Below are 16416 nucleotides of genomic sequence, written 5' to 3' on the forward strand. Positions count from 1 at the left end.
GCCCCCTCTAGAAATCGAAGTCCGCGGAGATGCCACGGCGCAGCTGGAAACGCTGGCTGGCATATTCCTGGAAAAAGCGCGTGCTCCCCTGCCGCTCTCGGAGCTTCAGCAGAACAGTCTGGTTGTTGTAGGCATCGGCTTCGCGCGCCAGCAGGAACTTGCGGGGCACCTCGCGGTCCCTCGGGTTCTCGGACGTGAAATCGAAGTCGATGACGTGCTCGTCCGACAGCAGCGTTCCGTCCTCGGCATAGATGCCGGCGAGGAGCTGCCGCCCCTGGACTTTGGCGGTCATCGGTTCCGACTGGTAGAAGGTGACCGAGATCTGACCCGACGTGATCAGGTTCTTGCCCGACGAAACGATCTGCACGGCGACGTTGCGGGTGTCGGCCTCACGGGACTTGCCGACGCGCAACAGGGGTACGACGATCTCCTGGAGCGAGGCGCCGCCATGAACGAAGCGGCTGCCGCCGCCCTGCGTTCGCAGGCGGGTTATGGAGTTGGGGATGAGCACATCGAGATCGCCGTCGAGACCGAGCTGGCGCTCGCTGAACTTCCGGAAGCCGGGGACGGCGTCCAGCCCGCGCCCGACGACGAAACGTCGGTTCTGGGCAAGGATCTGCTCTCCGGCGGCTTTCGCGCTTGAATAGTCGCTCTCCTCCAGCGGCCGATGCTGATAGATGAAGCCATGGTCGGCGGTGATCAGAATGTTGGAGAAATTCGCCGACGTCAGCTTGCGCACGAGGGCGACAAGATCTGCGACTGCAGTCTCGGCGGCCTCGGGCAGACGCTCCTCTGAGCGCGCGTTGTCGCCGACCACGTCGATCTGATTGTGATAGATGTAGACCACGTCGTGGTCGCGGAACAGTTCCTTGCCCTCATCGACCCGCATGCCGAGCATCTCCTCGGCAGGCATGGCCTTGACTTTGTCGCCGACGCGTCCTGTGCCGAGCTGCTTTTCGCGCCCGACCGTGCCAACGATCTTCTGCTGGCCATCCAGCGCGGTGTAGCCGTCCTCAGGCGAAAGGTGCAGCGCCTTGGACGGCAGCAACGAAGCCATGCCCAGCTGGGTGAAGCTGGGGAGTACGCCGATCATGGCCGACAATTCCGCGTCGAAACGATCGAGCTTCTTGATCTCGGTAAGGGTCTGCTCGGCGATCTCGAAGCGAAGCGCGTCAGAGATGATGACGACGACCTTCTGGTCCTTGCGACGGAATTCCGAAGCCTGCTGCCGATAGAAATCGATTTGGCGAGGCAAGCCTGGCACGGACCAATCGGACAATTTGGCGACCTGATCCTGCCAGGCATTGTTGAGCGGTAGCAGGAAGCTGGACCCGTAATGGTTCTCCACCGTGTGGAACAGCTCGCCCAGGATGGATGGCTGCTTGCTCCTGTGCATGTGCAGGATGAACTTGCGATAGAGCTGGTCTAGCCGGAACCAGGTCGTGGTGTAGCGTTGAATGGCCTCCGCCGGCGACGTCATCCCGAGATTGGCCTCGGCCAGACCCTGCTGGAATTGAATGGCGTAGTCGATGGCCTGATAGATGTCGGCGTAGCGCTCGTACCAGTGGCTCTGCCGTCGCTGACGGATCAGATGGAGTGCTTCGGACGCAGGCAGCGTCTGCTCCGCCAAAGCATGCACCACGGAGCGGATGAGCTGGCGGTCGATCTCCTCGAAAAGATCGGTGCCGTCCAAGGTGGAGAGCTCACGGCCTCGAACATCCTTGGGGATCTCGAGCACGTCCTGCCATTTCGAGGACAGTTTCTCGAAGGCCTGGCTGCCGCGACGGTCGTTTTTCCAACGGGCAACCAGCAACTGCGCCTCAGGCTTGAGAGAAGCGGCCTCGCCGAAAGCGAGCTTGTAGGCGGAGTCGAAAAGCGTGAGCGCGAAATCCTCGAAGTTTGGCTGCTCGACCGTGTAGCCGTAAGCGGTGCCGATCTGCTTCCAGAGGAAACCATCGAGATTGCAGCGTGTGATCAGGCGAAGATACTCGTCCGATCCATCGGCGAACTCCACCAGCAGCGCCTCGATGATGGTGTCGAGACCCCCGCCAGCATTCACGCAGACCGCAAGCATCCGCATCCGAAGCTGCGACGGCGTGTCGGTCTCATGCATGCGCGCCTTCAGACCCTCCACGCGCCCCTTGGCTCGATAGAACTCCATATGGTCGCGGACGACCCACTCGAACTTGAGCGGAAGCCCGAGCTCCGTCAGCCATAGGGTGGCCTGATCGGCATGGAATTCCGTGGTCGACAGCAGGATGTCGAGCAGCCAGTTGGTCTGGTCCACCGGCTTAGGACCGTGGTGATAGACGAGGAATTTGCGCTCGGTCTCTTGCCGAAGCATGCGATACTTCAGCCCGAACTCGTTGTTCGCGACCTCGACCTTGGTCACTCCGGGGATATCGGCATCATCGAACTCATGACGAAGATCGCGATCGGCATCGTACCAGAAGACGATGCGGTGCTGGTCGAACAGCCGGCGCAGCGAGGAGGAAATCCGCTCACTCATCGGTCGCCTCCAGCCCCTTTATCGTCCGCAGTGCGGCGCCGAACTTGGGATAGTTCGACTTCACGCCGTCATCGAGGTCGATCTCGATCCGCTGCTGGGCGAGCGGGAAGATCACATCGCGCTCCCAATCCTTGAGCTCGTCGATCTGCTGGGACACGGTGATGATGTCCTTGCGGGCCTTGGTCGCCTTTGCGGATGGCGTAGACGGATCATCGGCCTGCTTTTCCAGCGATACGCGATGGCCCTCAAGCTTGCGGATGTGCTCCCGCAGGTAGTCGTTGAGCAGCACCGATACCGTCTCGGGCCGATAACGGTGCATGTACATCAATGCCTGGAACGTGCCCTTGGGACTGGAGAACAGCCAGTATATCGGGCGCTTCTTGAAACGACGGACGTGGTAGTCAAAGAAGTCGCGCGTGAACCACTTCCGGATGTCCTTGCCCAACGCCTTCTCCACGAACGCCAGGTTCTCGCGGTAGCTATCTTCCCCAAACGTGACGCGCAGGAATTTGCGGAAGCGCTCGGTGACGTCGTCGGCGAACCACTCGCCATCTAGGACGGGAATGACGTTGTCCTTATCGGGCATAAACGTGGGCGACGGGACTCTATCTAGGTAGTCCTCTAGCCGCTCACCTTGGTTCGCCAGCACCAAGCCGGGCGTGTCGAGGCTGTAGCGGCCGAACATGCAGCCGACCGCGTAGTGAAGGAACTCCGCGACCGTGTCCTCAAGCAATCGAACTTCCCGCTCGGCTTCCGATCCCTTCACGCCATACCGATAAGCGGGGTTGCAGGTGAGGGTGATTTCGTCGAGTGGCACCTTTGGGGTGAGTTGGTCTCGCAGACCATACGCGTCAATAAATATGCGGTTATTATCTTCCTCTAACCGCCGCATCTTGTCTGTCATGCTCTGCCAATGAGCTAGTAGATTGGCATAGGTGTCAGCAAGTGTCTTTGCTCGGAGATCACTCGACAGCAGCGGGAGGCTAGCGAAACCCCAAGACGTTTCGTAGTCGTCCCAGTCAGACATGCTACAACTTAAGACCTCTTCTACGATCCTCGATGTATTATCCGCATATTCATCTCGGGCCTTGGTGGCAAAAACAGGTATCTTGCTCAGGTGCTCAGCCTCGAAATTAAGGGTGGGCGACAACGCCTGCAGAAACGATGTTGCTACAGTGGAGTTCAACAAACCTATAAAATACGAAATATCCTCCTTTCTTTCGAAGAAAATGGCCGATCCAGCAACATCAAATATAAACCCTGCTGGGAAATATCTTACTGCGAAAGACCCCGTTGATATTTTTGACCAGCTTACGCTTTGGCAAAAGTAGTATTCTTGATTTTTTAGGCGTCCTCCAGGGCGCGTCTTGTTTAGCTCCTCATGAAATTCCTTAATTTCTTCTCCGTCATTCTTATAGTTAATGACGAACTCCTGATTCCCGTACCAGCGACGAAACTCGCCTCCTTTGTTGTAAGGAAACCATTTACACCCGCTAGAAGCAGCAGACCCTCTATCTGCATGCGAAAACCCTATACTTTGGCTGGAGACTTCGGTCCAGGCACGCAAGAACCGGTCATTGTCTGACGTCGTAGCACCTTGCCTAGGTTTGGCTATTTCGCTGAGACCACTCAACGTACGAAACAGCTCGTAAAAACGTTCTGTTTGCCAATAAACTATTGGACTACTGGGGATCTTTGTAATGTCATCTGACGATACGCGGTAGAACCAGCCGCAGTTCGGATTTTGGATAGCCTCTCGCAGCTGTAAGATCTTTTCCCTTTCGGACATGCCGTCGATAAGGCGTATAAAATCGCCCAACCGACCCTTGTCATGGGCATTTTTTATGACGAAGGCAGTTGTAGAGACTACAGCGCCGCCAATAGTATCAAATCCGCGCTCGCCGATGTGAGCCATGGATAAGATTGTCGCGTTTGACAACAACTTACCCCGCAGCTTTTCATAGGATGACAAGAACATCCACGACTGCATGTTTATCATCGCAATCAGGCCGCGCTTTGCGCCAAGCCTTAGCGCTACTTCCATAAACACAGCGAAGAGGTCAGATTTGCTATCGGGATAGTTGACCTTAACGAATTCGCCGAGTTTTCCATTCAAACCTTTACCGCCCATGTAGGGGGGGTTGGCGATGGCGACGTGATACTGGGACGACAGCGCCTTGGCCATGCGTAGCACGTTCAAGACGCGCTCCAACACCGGCTTTAGCACAAGGTCGGCACTTGAAGTCCGCGCCTCGACCACCAGCAACGCCTCAGTCGGGTCAGGGACTTTTGGCACAATCAAGGAACCGAGATTCTTCGCCTGCTCAAACTGCAACAAAGTCTCGCGCAACGCTCCCGAGAACAGTTCGCGCCCAACCACAGCGGCCACATCCTGCATCTCGGTCGGTGTAAAGGATATGTTCTGCAGCACGACGATGTTGGGTTTGACTTCCAAGCGCAGGAATCGCCGTCTCCCCAGCCGCGCGGCAGCCTTCATTGCGAGCGCGAATGCAGCCAGAGCACCCGCACGATCGTCGATCTCGATGCCGGTCAGATTGTGCTCCAGGATCAGAGCTGGAATCTCGGAAGGATCGAAGCCTTCCTCTTCGTAGATCGCGTAAAGCAGGTCGAAGGCATACGTCAGCATGTGAGCTGAGCCGCAGGCTGGATCGCAGACCTTGATCTCCTTCGGCGACTGAATGCGCAAGAAGTCGGTCTCTGGCTCCTCTGGCGCAATGTAGTAGTCCATCCGCTCGGCCAGCTTCGAACCTGGCCTGTTCAGCAGCCACAGCCGCCCTAGCGAATTCTCGACGAGGTATCGAACGATCCAATGCGGCGTGAAGAGCTGGGTCGCGGCGGGGATGTTCTCGGCGGTGATCTTCTGGTTCTTTTTCAGCCCGGCGAAGACCTGGTCCTTCTTTTCCGAGATATAGAACTGGTACAGCCAGCCGATCACCTCGACGTCCTGGCATGCCTCTTCGTTCATTGCGTTGCGGGTATGGGCGAGGATCGAGTTCTGCGAGAGGAGGTCGTCCGGCATCAGCAGCTCGGTGAAGTCGCTGATCTTCTCGAACATGAAGGGCATGCGCTCATGCCACTGGTTGCAGGTCGTCACTAGCAGGAGGCGATAGGCCTCGCCTTGGGGATCGCTCGATGGCGAGCGCCCGTCGAGCAACGCAAGAACCTTGGCCTTGATGGCGGTCGAAACGTCGTCACCGACGTTGCCGGCTAGAGCCTCGGCGAGAAGCTCAGGACGAGTCTGACCATCGGCCGGCGACACGGCCCGTAACGAGGTGAGGCCGTTCGCATCCATGAAGCGGAGCGCGGTGAACCGGTTGAACCAGGTATAGGCGACCTGCTCGACGACCTGCTCTCGCCCATTGAGGGAGATCGCGGCCTCCAACTCCCTCACTGCCTGAGGCGCCTCACGGCGCGCCGCGCTGCCTTCGGCAAGAACAAGGCCGAGTTTGCCACGCACCTGATCCATGAGCTGGTTGCGTGCCGCCTGGGCGAACTTCTTCAGGGCATTGGTATCCATCAGACGATCACCTTCCGACCTTTCCGGATCTCGGTCAGGAACGTCTGCTTGTTGGACTCGAAATAGGCCTCCACGTCCTGCTCGCTCGCCAGATAGGGCCGTTCCCAGCGAACGAAGAGATCCGTCCCTGTCACGAACGTTTCCTCGATAGGTGGCAAGCCAGGAGGGTCGCCAGCACCCGGTGGGTTCTGAAGCGCGAGGAGCCGCATGATCTCGGCCATCACGTCCTTCAACACGCGCGTGCGTGCACCAGTCGCACGATCGCGGAGGACGGCGATGAGATGCACCTCCCCGAGGCCTTCCTTGTGGCTCTCGATATGCGCGAGCACGGACTGCTGACTTTCAGGGGAGAGAGAGCCGAACTCGGACAGTTGCCGGACCTTCGAAAGGCACTCGTCGACGGCGGCGACGACGAAGTTCCGCTCTTCGAGAACCTTCAGCTCGACGCTGGCCTTGAGCTCATAGAAGGACGATTTCAGGCCCTGGATCACGCCGCCCTTATGGCAGTTGGGATCTTCGAGCGCGGCCTTTATGGCCTTCACCTCGGCGAAACCGACGTACTGAAAGTTCGATTCATTCTTCTCGAGGAAGACACGCACCTCGTCGTAGATCGCCTTCTGGGGGCCATTCATGAAGGCGCGGATCGGATCGAGTACATCCTCCTTGCCGTCGAGAAGATCGTCCTCGCTCTTGGGGAGTTCGAGGACGTACCACCCAGGCTGCTTGTCGGCAGCCGCCTGCAGTGTCGCGCGCAGAGGCTCGAGGGAGGAGACAAAGGGGTATCTGTCCACCTGGGCAGCCAGCCTCCCGATCTCAACAAGAAGTTCCCCAATACCCTTTGCCCACAGGGCACCAAGGGACCGGGCATCGCCAGCATCTGCCGGACGATTGAACATCTCTCCGTAAAGCTCCTTGAGCTTGCGGATCTGAGCGGCGGTGAACTCCTGCTGAGGCGAGAGCAGGACCAATTGATGCTGCGACGTGTTCTGCAGGGCCTTGGCGAGCTCCAGACCTTCCAGCTGCACGCCATTCAGTCGGGTCTCGACCTTTCCACGAGCCGTAATGCTCGCAGCAAGGCACAGCGTTGCTGGCGCCGGCCAACCGTAGGAGTTGCCAGAAAAGTTCTCCAACAGCGTCTTGATGCTCACTCGGACGCCAGTGCGATCCTGAGATTGGACGAAGTTCAGTACTTCCTGCTCCGGCTCGGTCAGCCCTTCGCCTTCACGACCGAACAGGGTGCTCTCGGGCGACGCGGCCTTGACGATGTCGGCTTCCTTGTAGGTCACGCCCCTCAGCATCGGGAGGTTGACGTATACCTTCTCCACCAGCGTCTGGAACGCTTTCAGAACACGATCCTGAGGATCGCCGGCCAGCTCGAGCTCATCTCCGCGAACAAAGATCTGAGCATCGGACATCAACCTGCGCAGCCTCGTCTCGACGTCCTTGTAGCGCCGCGCGTTCTGCTCGTCCTTCTCGTCGATGATCCTGGTCCTCGACGATTGCTCCGAGCTCTGCTTGGCTTGCCGAACGAATTTCAGCGTCTTGCGATAGAGCGAGAGATCGCGGATCAGGCGATCGTCGTCCGGCAACAGGACTACGACATCGGCAGATGCCATGCTGCGCATCTTGACCGCGTCGGAAGCCCTGTCGTCGGACAGGGATGTCACGACGTGAACACCAAGCTCCTGCTCCTTGCCGGAGAGGCTGCCGTCCAAGCGCCGTGAGAACGGATACTCATGCTGCGTGGTGGCGTACTTGATCTTGCGCTGCTTGATCACCTGGTCGAACACGAGCTCTTCGAGGTCCTTCTGAAGCTCGCTGAGGTCGATCTCGGTGGACTTGATCTCCTGCTCGACATCCTTTTCCTCGTTGGTCAGGAAGTCGTAGCTGTCGCCATTGTTCTGGATCAGCGTGTTGCGCTCGAGCAGCCCGAGGGCCTCTTCGATGCGCCGACGCTGCGCGATCTGATCGGCCGCCGGGTCTGTCAGCAGAAGGATTGCGATGTTCCTGACGGTGGGTTTGAAACCCTTCACGTATTTGACCAGGAACAGGGCCTTGAGGATCCTGACGGCAAGCTCGTCGTCGAGGTTGCGTTCTGCCAGATGAATCGACTGCTGCACGGATGATTTCAGCGCCGTCCTGATGCCCTCGAACATCATGTCGAACGAAGCCATGCCGCCGACCTCCATCGTCGTCAGGCTTTTCGCAACGGCCTGGAAGACGCCAAGCATGCTGCGCTCGCCCACCGAGCTGTGCTTGCCCTCGAAGGCGTTGTGCTCGGACAGTTCGCGGATCGCCAGCTGGAAGAGATCGTACTGGTATGGGGGGAACGGATAGCTCGCAACGAAGTGGTCGCGGTCCCTGAAGCTCTTGAGCTTCAAGGAGCCATCGGTGAAGTCGTAGAGGGTCCTGAGATTGTGCTCCTCTCGATCATACATGTTGCCAAGCATGATCTCGCCGGCTTCGGTCTTTTCGAGCAGGCGCCGCTGAATGACCTCCGCGACGTCGGCCGAGTTCAACGGCATCTTCGTGGCGAAACGCGCCATGATCTTTGAGAAGTCGTAGCCCTGGTTCTGCGATCGATCGCCAATGATCGACGACATCTCCTGCTGCGCAGTGACAATGACCCAAGCCTGGCCCTTGCACCGGGTATTCAGGCTCTCGGCAATCGTTTGCAGGTTGGTCATGAGCTTCACGTGCTCGGCGATGTATTGACCAACCTCATCGACGAAGAAGTTCAGGCGGTAGTCTGGGCCCTGCGTGTCGATCCAAGCCTTCACCGTGTTGGCGAAGTCCTCGATCGAGACACGGGTGTCGGTGCGGTATTGGCTGAGGATGTCGCCAGTGAGCTGTTGGGGTCCCATGACCTCGGCGAAGGCCTGCGCGATATTGGCCTTCTCCAGAAGCGCCTGCTCACGGCCGCGCTCCCAGGGCCTGCCAGCGATCCTGGCGTAAGCGTCTCTGAAGTCACTCAGCTTTCCGCGGCTATCCAGGTCGCGCTCGAACTGGGCGATGTGCGGCTGCTTCCCATAGTACCCGCACATTTCGTCGAAGACCTTCTGGAACACCGACAGCAGCGCGTCGATGTCCGTCTTAGAGATGACATCGGCTTTCTGGTCGATGTTGAAGAGGATGCTCTTGGACGGGATCGAGACTGCCTTGCGCAGCGCTCCCGCGAGCATCGGGTTGCCCCGGACCTCATCCTTCTTCTCGAAGATCTGGAAGGCCGTCTCATCGTCAAGCCGGCGGTTCTCAAGCAGCAACGCGAGCATCTTGAGCAGGTGCGACTTGCCAGAGCCGAAGAAGCCCGAGATCCAGACGCCGTTGGCGGTGGAGTAATTGTTGTAGGCGTCGAGGAACTGCTCGAGGCGCCGGCTTATCTCATCAGTGATGACGTACTCGTCCAACTCCACCAGCAAGCTGGCTTCGTCGTCTGCCTTGATGACGCCATCGATCGGTCGATCGATCTGCTTCGAAAAGATCTGGCTAAGAGCAGTCATCGATCAGACCTCAAAATTCAGGATGTTGAAAGCGCGATAGTATTTGTCGTCCCGCATGACGCCGAAAAGGACCAGCTCGGCACCGGTCGCAAGCGCATGCGAGTATTCTCCAGGGAAGAACATGACCGTAGGCTTGTCCTTGGCCGTGCTCTGGAGATTGTTGAGGACGTTGTGGGAGCGGATGAACGGGTAAACCTCGCCGATCCCAGACAAGAAGATCACGTCGTGCTCGACTGAAGCGATCGCCCTGGCGATCCTGGGAACGAGATGCGTTGCAGGGTCGAGAACACCCTGCAGCAATTCCAGCAGCTCGTCCTTGGCCAAGGTGGGCTCGAGCTCGATGACCTGATCGAAGATGCCGCGCTCTTGAAGAATTTCGACCGACATGTCGAACAGGTTGAGGTCCAGCACGCGCACGCCGGAATTGCCGATCTGCTTCGTCAGATTGCGTCGACCGGCCTCCATCGACAGCCCTTCTTCGGCTGGATAGGCGCAGATGAAAAAGGGGACCTCGTTCCCCAATCCCTGCTTGGATAGGAACCGTTCGCTCGTCAGCACCTTCACCAGGTGATTGAAGCGCTCGACTTCACCCATGCTCATGTCCTCACTCCCCCGGGAAACACGCCGTGGTCCTGCGGCACCTCTTCCAATAGTCGACGAAGCGCAGGGGAGATCGCGAGGCGCTGGATCTCTTGCCCCTCGTTGACCAGGCCCGCTTCACGCATCATTTTGAACAGGACCTGTCGCGATCGTTGAATGGTGGACGCAGAACGCGCCGCCAGCCATTCGTCCCATTCGCCCTTGTCATGGACGAAGCTGTCGTATCGTTCTTTGGGAAGATGCCGCTGACGAGCCTCGTAGCGTTCGACGATCACCTCGACCGCGAATTCACGGATCAACCGATACGTGCGGCACACGGCCAGCCAAAGCAACGCGGCTTGGTCGGTCCGCGAACTCGTCTCGGCCAAGAAGTCCATTTCGGGATCGCTCAACGTGGCAAGCCTGTTGGCAATCTCGCGCCCTATGCGCTGCATGGACTTTTGCTTTGGTGCCGAGAGGGTCGAGGTCTGGCCCAGGTCGACGATCGCGGCCTGCCAGTTGCGAAGCGATCGATAGGAGAAAGCCATCTGAATGCTCTCATTCAGGAACAGGCCGCCGGTCGTGAACGACATGCTGTACGAGGCCATCGTCATTGCACCGCTCCCGCAACATCGGCGTCATCGACATTCAGGATGACCAATCGATCGGCCGGAGAGGACGGCGTCGAGATTCCAAGCCGCTTGGCAAGCTGAGGAATAAGAGCGCGCCGCACCTTTATGGAAGTGCTTTCGCCCTTGATCCCGAGGTCGCGAATTAGCGTGTTTCGATCGGCCTCGGTCAGGTTGGACTGAGGTGCCACTCGCAGCTCGACAATCGTCGACCAATCCTCGTCGGGGCCGTGGGAGGCAAGTGGGGTGTTTGCGCCACGCATCTCGACTATGCGTGCCAGTGGAATGGTCGCATAACCGTGGATGGACTGCGAGTACGCACGCACAGACCAATGCGCTCCATCCATCAGCATCGCATGAGGCGCGATGGTATCCCAGCAGGGCCGCGGATCGCGCTCCGTCTGCAGAAGGCAGTCGATCGGCTCTTCGGTCAGCACGGCGCCGACGATGGATCGAAGGATGTGACTGCTGACGGGCCCTACAGGCGTCGCGATGACTTCAACCTCTGGGATTTGTCCGATCCATAGATCCGTGTCCTGCTGCCGCGCGTCCCGCGTTGCCAGCAGCTGCGCCAGGTAGTGCTCTGCGGTGCTGGTACCGTATCGAGCGTTGAAGCCATCGCCTCGGACATATGCCCTCAAGCTTAGGTCATATCTGATGTTTTGCGGCTCAGCCTTTGCATAGGCGACGAGATCGTTGGTCGCTTGGTTCAAGGAGATGCCGAATTTCGTCGCTACATCGGTACGATTGACCCTGCCGTCCCATTGCAGGCGAAACTCGATGAATGCCAAGCGGCGTTCAATCGTCCATTTCTGTTTCACCGGCATCCCCACACGGCTCGCAGAAGCGAGCTCACATTTTCTGTGAGTTCACAGTTGCGGATCCGTTGATCGTGCGCAAGACATATTTCTTGGCTACGGCTTTTTCAGCATCTCACGAGCTGGTTTTGGACTCGTCCGGGTACACCGGTGTGTAGATTTCCGTCGGCGTCCTCCAGCCTCTGAAAAAATCCAACGCATCTGCAGTACCCACGAACTCCCGTGCCAGCCGCAGCCGCTCCATCAATTCGCTCCGTTCCGGCTCCGACGCCTGTTCGATCGCTGCGGCCAACTCGTCGAGGAAGTGCTCCACCGCCATGCGTTCGCGCCAGCGCTCGATGACCTGGCCCAGCGCATCTTTGCTCTGCTTTGTCGACTCCTCAATCCGCCGGCGATCCTCCTGCCTTCTCCACCGGTCCTGCTCGGCTTCCCATTCTTTACGGCGGATCTCCGCCTGGCGGCGCGCTTCCTCGGCCCTTTCGAGGATGATCGGGATGGCGCCTCTGATCTCCCTGGCGATCCTAGGCAGCATCGCCTCGATGGTGCCTTCGCTCTTCTCCTGCCAGCTCGCCGACCAATCGCCGCCTTCGGTCGTCGAGGCGAATATCCTGATGCGGCCTATGGGCAGCTCCGCGGTCGTGGTGAAGGAGTGCGGATATCGGTACTTTCGCGGGTTCGCCTGATACTCGGTTTCCCTGATGTAGTGGCCGCCGACGTATCGCAGGGTAACTTCGGCGGACATCTCCACCACCGTGATGGCGATGGCCGCGTTCTCGAAGAACGCGACCGTGGGCCGCATCGGCGACCATGCCGCGCTTGAGCGGTGAGAATATTCGCGCGCCTTATCGGGCGCCTCGCGCTCGTCCACCCTGACTGAATGCCATCTTCGATCGCCTGGCGCCACCAGGACTCTCGCCCCCTGCGTATCAAGCTGGTTGTACAAGGTGCTCGCCACGCCGAGCACCCGATCGAGCTGGGCTTCTGATGCGCTGATATCGGGCAGAAGCCGCTTGCTCGGTTTCAGGTAGCCGCCGCTCTCCCGCGGCCTCGAGCGCAGGAATTCCGCACGAGCATTCCGGATCAACTCGTGGACGTCGGTCGACGGAACCCTTTTCCTGGTTGCCGATCTTTGCCGTCGTGGAATCGCAGGCCGCGTTGGCGGCGATGCCGGCAGCGGCTCACCCTTCTCGTTCCAAGTCAGATGATCGCCAGGCAGAGCATCGGGCAGCCCTTCGGCGGCGGGCGCTTTACCCACGGCCAGCTTGGCCCAATATCCCCTTGGCGGCCGCGGCACGTTCAGCAGGGAGCAGACGCGTGCCATATAGCTGCTCGAGACACTAAATTGCTCGCATACCTTCGTCATGGGCTGCGACCAGACCAGCTCGTATAGTTCTTCACGGGTCACCATCAGTGCTCCTTTATCGTCGCGGTCTTGTTGGCGGACTGTAGCCGTTGAGTTCAGCATCTGGATCCAGCACAGTGTCGGTGCAGCTTTTCTTTTCGTCTCCTGGATGAGTGGTGGATGACACACGAGTACTTCACAGAACGGCTGTCTGGCCCGATCCCAAGAAGTAAGGACATCATCCCTACAAGTGTCTATCGCGCCATCGCGGACGCCGTGGAACAACGGATTGAAGACGGCGCTATGGGCTTCGGCTTTCCAGACTTCTGTACCGATGGTGCCGGCTGCTGCGGTTGTGACCGCGCGGCATTCAAAAACGGCCTAGAAGCGGAATTGCCCGGCATGCTCTGGCCGTGGGACATGGACAACCCACCTGCAACCGATCAGCTCATGGATTGCTTGGAGTTCATAGCCCTGAACGTCGGTGAGCCCAACAAGCGAGGGTTTCACAGCTATATGAACCACCACCATCTGGATCATGATCGCGAAGCCGGGCTAGCCGGGTGGCGAGATCGCCTGAACCAGCTATTCCGACGCAACGGTATCTCTTACGTGATGAATGATCAGGGGTTGATGACGCGGCTGGCTCCCGAACTAATCAGAGACGCACTGCAGCGGCCGAGGCTTCCAACAGGCGACACGGAGCTGGACAGGCTCATTGAGGACGCAAGGCAGAAGTATCTCGCGCCTAAGCTGGACGTGCGTCGGGAGGCGGTCGAGTGCCTCTGGGACGCTTTCGAGAGGGTAAAGACGCTCCTGGATCCCGACAAGCGAGCGGGCGTGAAGGCCCTTCTGGACTTGGCAGCTCGTGCTCCTGGTATGCGGACTGTTCTCGAGACGGACGCCAAAGCACTGACTGAAATCGGCAACCAACTCCAGATTCGCCACTATGAGACCAATCAGGAGAAGATTGTCAGCTCAGAAGAGGTGGATTACGTGTTCCATCGCATGTTCGCCCTGCTGCAACTTCTCGTTCGGAGCCTGCCGATCAATTCTGGATCGACCTGAGTTCGATAGGTTACAGACATCGTCTCGGCGCTGTCGGATAAAACGCCGGATCGACTCCCGATTGTTCGAAATCGACTCGGTCTTAATTTTATCCGACAATAACGAAGGATAGTTGGTGGGCCCACCAGGACTCGAACCTGGAACCAGACCGTTATGAGCGGTCGGCTCTAACCATTGAGCTATAGGCCCGCCGGCGGCTTTCCTAGGGTTTCCGACCCTGCTTGGTCAACGGAAATTTGGCGCGGCCGAACAATTGAACCGCAGCCTCCATGCCGCCGCATGGCACCAAACCTCGACAACGCCGTGCGCAAGGCGCTATTCGTGCGCACAGCGCTCAGGTGGGAATGACATGCGTGAAGGCGATATCATTAATGGCCTGGTCAAGGGCCTGTCCGTCATCGAGTGCTTCGACGAGGAACACGCCAGCCAGTCGATCACCGATGTCGCCAATCGCACCGGCCTCGAACGCGCCACCGCACGGCGCTGCCTGCTGACGCTGACCCATCTCGGCTATGCCACCTATGACGGCAAGTTCTTTCGCCTGACGCCGCGCGTCCTGAATCTTGGCCATTCCTATCTCGCCGCCACGCCACTGCCACGGCTGATCCAGCCCTTCCTCGAAGAGCTGTCCGCCAAGATCAATGAGAGCTCGTCCGCGGCCGTACTGGATGGCACCGAAATCCTCTACATCGCGCGCGCGTCCTACCGGCGGGTCATGTCGATCAATCTGGGTGCCGGTGCGCGCCTGCCGGCCTATTGCACCTCCATGGGCCGCATCATGCTCGCCGCCCTGCCCGCCTCAGAGGCAAGGGAGGTTCTCGACCGCTCCGATCTCGTTGCCTACACGGCCAAGACCAAGGCCGATCTGGGCTCCATCACCACCGAACTTGCGGTTGTCGCTGCCCAGGGCTTCGCCGTAATCGACGAGGAGCTCGAACTGGGCCTCTGCTCCATCGCCGTGCCGCTGTTCAATGCCCAGGGCCAGACCGTGGCAGCATTGAATATCGGGGCCCAATCCGCCCGCGCCTCCACCTCCCACATGATCGCCAATTTCCTGCCCCTGATGCGCAAGGTACAGGCCGAAGTTCGCCCCCTGCTGCGCTAGGCCGGGCGATAACACGACTGTCACAATCGCCCGCTATTGTCGTCTTGCAGGGCCCTGCAGACTCGCGGCCCGGCCCAACCAAATGTGTCACATTCGAATGTCACACAGCGATGCCACAGCCGACTTGCCATCGGAAAAAATCAACGCAATCAGCGCATTAACCTGTCACAAACGCGTCATGCAATCGCAATAAAACTGTCGCGTACCCCCCATATGGTCGGCCACGTCAAAGGGCGGCACCGGGGAATGAACTGCCGGATCGGCCAGCCAGGTTTGAACTGAATTCCGAAAGGGAAATTCCCATGAAGTCTGCACTTTTCGCCAGTGCTGCCGTGATCGCGCTTGCCGCGTTCGGCACATCCGCCGCTTTCGCCCAGTCGCGCGACACCATCCAGATCGCCGGCTCCTCCACCGTTCTGCCTTTCGCTTCGATCGTGGCCGAAGAATTCGGCGCTGCCTTCCCTGAGTTCAAGACCCCGGTCGTGGGTTCGGGCGGCACTGGCGGCGGCCTCAAGCAGTTCTGCGAGGGCGTCGGCGAGAACACCATCGACATCGCCAATGCGTCGCGCCAGATCAAGGACAGCGAACTCGAGGCTTGCACCGCCGCTGGCGTGACCGACGTCCGCGAAATCCAGTTCGGCTTCGACGGCATTGTGTTCGCCTCTGCTGCCACCGGCCCAGACTTCGCCCTGACCCCTGTCCAGGTGTTCAAGGCCATTGCCGCCAAGGTCCCCGTTGACGGCGCCATGGTTGACAACCCGTACACCAAGTGGTCCGAAGTCGACGCTTCGCTTCCCGATCAGGCGATCGCCCTGGCCATTCCGGGTTCCAACCACGGCACCCGTGAAGTGTTCGAGGAAAAGGTCACTCACGCTGGCTGCGAAGAAGCCGGTCTGCCCGAGATGAGCGAAGAAGAACTCGACGCCGCTTGCACCACCTTCCGTCAGGACGTCGTTGTTGAGATCGCTGGCGACTATACAGAAACGCTCGCTCGCCTGACCTCGAACAAGGACACCGTTGGCGTGTTCGGCCTCAGCTTCTACGAGCAGAACACCGACACCCTCAAGGTAGCGACCGTAAACGGCGTCGTGCCGTCGGCTGAAGCTGTCGCTGCTGGCGAGTATCCGGTCAGCCGTCCGCTGTTCTTCTACGTCAAGGGCCAGCATATCGGCGTGGTCCCTGGCATCGAGGAGTTTGTCCAGTTCTTCCTGTCCGAGCAGATGTCGGGCGTCGGTGGCACGCTGGAAGCCGCTGGCCTGATCCCGCAGCCGGCCGAAAAGACCGCCGAAGTTCTCGCGGCTTTCGAAGCCGGCGCGCAGTAAGAACCC

At 59.2% G+C, this 16416-nt stretch carries 10 protein-coding genes and 1 tRNA gene; 3 read left to right on the forward strand and 8 right to left on the reverse strand.

What is annotated here, in order from left to right; genetic code table 11:
* Positions 1-7: 7 nt before the first annotated feature.
* The 7 genes from pglZ to MF606_RS14470 form a co-directional block, all read right to left on the reverse strand.
* Entirely contained in the window at positions 8-2509 is a 2502-nt protein-coding gene (gene pglZ / locus MF606_RS14440; RefSeq protein ID WP_240230048.1) for a BREX-1 system phosphatase PglZ type A, read from the reverse strand.
* Positions 2502-6047 carry a BREX-1 system adenine-specific DNA-methyltransferase PglX gene (gene pglX / locus MF606_RS14445; protein WP_240230049.1) on the reverse strand — a complete coding sequence of 1182 codons (3546 nt, stop codon included), beginning with the start codon at positions 6045-6047 and terminating at the stop codon, positions 2502-2504. The genes pglZ and pglX overlap by 8 nt, the downstream gene beginning before the upstream one ends.
* Positions 6047-9547, reverse strand: a complete 3501-nt coding sequence (gene brxC, locus MF606_RS14450) for a BREX system P-loop protein BrxC (protein WP_240230050.1) — start codon at positions 9545-9547, stop codon at positions 6047-6049. Before brxC ends, pglX begins: the two co-directional genes overlap by 1 nt.
* Positions 9548-9550: 3 nt before the next feature.
* A complete protein-coding gene (locus MF606_RS14455) occupies positions 9551-10141 on the reverse strand; it encodes a DUF1788 domain-containing protein (RefSeq protein ID WP_240230051.1) in 591 nt (196 codons plus the stop codon).
* 2 nt (positions 10142-10143) lie between these two features.
* A complete protein-coding gene (locus MF606_RS14460) occupies positions 10144-10740 on the reverse strand; it encodes a DUF1819 family protein (RefSeq protein WP_240230052.1) in 597 nt (198 codons plus the stop codon).
* Positions 10737-11576: a BrxR family helix-turn-helix transcriptional regulator gene (locus MF606_RS14465; RefSeq protein WP_240230053.1), complete on the reverse strand. Its 840-nt coding sequence runs from the start codon at positions 11574-11576 to the stop codon at positions 10737-10739. Before MF606_RS14465 ends, MF606_RS14460 begins: the two co-directional genes overlap by 4 nt.
* A gap of 112 nt (positions 11577-11688) precedes the next feature.
* Positions 11689-12981 (reverse strand): hypothetical protein, encoded by a 1293-nt coding sequence (locus MF606_RS14470; protein WP_240230054.1) that lies wholly within the window; start codon positions 12979-12981, stop codon positions 11689-11691.
* Positions 12982-13095: 114 nt separating this feature from the next.
* Here MF606_RS14470 and MF606_RS14475 point away from each other — a divergent pair, with 114 nt between their 5' ends.
* Positions 13096-13983 carry a hypothetical protein gene (locus MF606_RS14475; protein WP_240230055.1) on the forward strand — a complete coding sequence of 296 codons (888 nt, stop codon included), beginning with the start codon at positions 13096-13098 and terminating at the stop codon, positions 13981-13983.
* Positions 13984-14096: 113 nt separating this feature from the next.
* Here the strand turns inward: MF606_RS14475 and MF606_RS14480 are convergent.
* Positions 14097-14172: transfer RNA gene (locus MF606_RS14480), tRNA-Ile, on the reverse strand.
* Between the two features lie 160 nt (positions 14173-14332).
* Between MF606_RS14480 and MF606_RS14485 the strand changes: the two genes are divergently transcribed.
* On the forward strand, positions 14333-15088 hold the full coding sequence (locus MF606_RS14485; protein ID WP_240230056.1) for an IclR family transcriptional regulator: 756 nt from the start codon (positions 14333-14335) through the stop codon (positions 15086-15088).
* A 302-nt stretch (positions 15089-15390) separates the two neighbouring features.
* Positions 15391-16410: a PstS family phosphate ABC transporter substrate-binding protein gene (locus tag MF606_RS14490; protein ID WP_240230057.1), complete on the forward strand. Its 1020-nt coding sequence runs from the start codon at positions 15391-15393 to the stop codon at positions 16408-16410.
* Positions 16411-16416 lie beyond the last annotated feature (6 nt).

It is taken from the genome of Devosia lacusdianchii, from assembly GCF_022429625.1.
GTDB classification, from domain to species: Bacteria; Pseudomonadota; Alphaproteobacteria; order Rhizobiales; family Devosiaceae; genus Devosia; species Devosia lacusdianchii.

Coding starts and splice junctions, on each gene's coding strand:
- pglZ (WP_240230048.1), bottom strand. CDS start 2,509: ATGAGTGAGCGGATTTCCTCCTCGCTGCGCCGGCTGTTCGACCAGCAC.
- MF606_RS14490 (WP_240230057.1), top strand. CDS start 15,391: ATGAAGTCTGCACTTTTCGCCAGTGCTGCCGTGATCGCGCTTGCCGCG.
- MF606_RS14455 (WP_240230051.1), bottom strand. CDS start 10,141: ATGGGTGAAGTCGAGCGCTTCAATCACCTGGTGAAGGTGCTGACGAGC.
- MF606_RS14485 (WP_240230056.1), top strand. CDS start 14,333: ATGCGTGAAGGCGATATCATTAATGGCCTGGTCAAGGGCCTGTCCGTC.
- MF606_RS14470 (WP_240230054.1), bottom strand. CDS start 12,981: ATGGTGACCCGTGAAGAACTATACGAGCTGGTCTGGTCGCAGCCCATG.
- brxC (WP_240230050.1), bottom strand. CDS start 9,547: ATGACTGCTCTTAGCCAGATCTTTTCGAAGCAGATCGATCGACCGATC.
- pglX (WP_240230049.1), bottom strand. CDS start 6,047: ATGGATACCAATGCCCTGAAGAAGTTCGCCCAGGCGGCACGCAACCAG.
- MF606_RS14460 (WP_240230052.1), bottom strand. CDS start 10,740: ATGACGATGGCCTCGTACAGCATGTCGTTCACGACCGGCGGCCTGTTC.
- MF606_RS14475 (WP_240230055.1), top strand. CDS start 13,096: ATGACACACGAGTACTTCACAGAACGGCTGTCTGGCCCGATCCCAAGA.